Origin of the sequence: Colwellia sp. MB3u-8 (genome assembly GCF_014076985.1) — a bacterium.
Taxonomy (GTDB): domain Bacteria; phylum Pseudomonadota; class Gammaproteobacteria; order Enterobacterales; family Alteromonadaceae; genus Cognaticolwellia.
Genome location: NZ_JACGVA010000024.1, coordinates 1 through 686, shown reverse-complemented (window position 1 = coordinate 686; position 686 = coordinate 1). Strand labels below are relative to the sequence as shown.

General features: G+C 41.4%; 1 protein-coding gene. It reads right to left on the bottom strand.

The window, feature by feature from the left end:
* Positions 1–208: 208 nt before the first annotated feature.
* Positions 209–670, bottom strand: a complete 462-nt coding sequence (locus H4J54_RS00180; protein ID WP_182188837.1) for a flavodoxin family protein — start codon at positions 668–670, stop codon at positions 209–211.
* Positions 671–686 lie beyond the last annotated feature (16 nt).

The window sequence follows — 686 nt, the reverse complement described above, 5'->3', positions numbered from 1 at the left end:
TTCTTGTTTTCCTACTATTAATTATAGCTAATACGCTATCTTCGAGAGCTGAAAATTAAGATTGATTGATCATAAAAAACTGAGGGTTAGACCAAAAGGTGATCAATAGTTTTCACACAGTCTGGTGGCTCAGGAGTCAGTCATGGTGATGTTCAATCGGGTTGGATGATGCTATGGCAGCTATGACTCCTGCAATGTAAAAGGCGAATTAATAAATTCCAACATCAAGTCCAGCAGCCATTGTCATACCTAGTTCTTCACATTGGTCAAGAAACGTTGATTGCCAGCCACCACGGCACACTAATGGTGGTCGAATCCAATTCCAACGCAAACCTGTACAGATCGATTCGACCGCCCGACAAGTACCAGTTCCATCATTCCCAGCACGAACATATAACGCACAAGGCAATCCCTGCTTTACTTCCAGACAGGGGTAATAGCAGCGATCAAAAAAATCTTTCAAAGCTCCACTCATATAACCGAGATTTTCAGTCGTCCCCAAAATTATCGCATCACATGCTAATACATCCTCAGGTGTAGTTTCTAAAGGCGGTATCCAGTTTGTTTTAACCTGTTCAATATCAGAATGCTGTGCACCTTTCAAGATCGCTTCAACCATTAATTGCGTATTTTCTGAAGGAGCATGCGCTACAATTAAAAGTGTTTTCATTGGTCAACTCACTTTG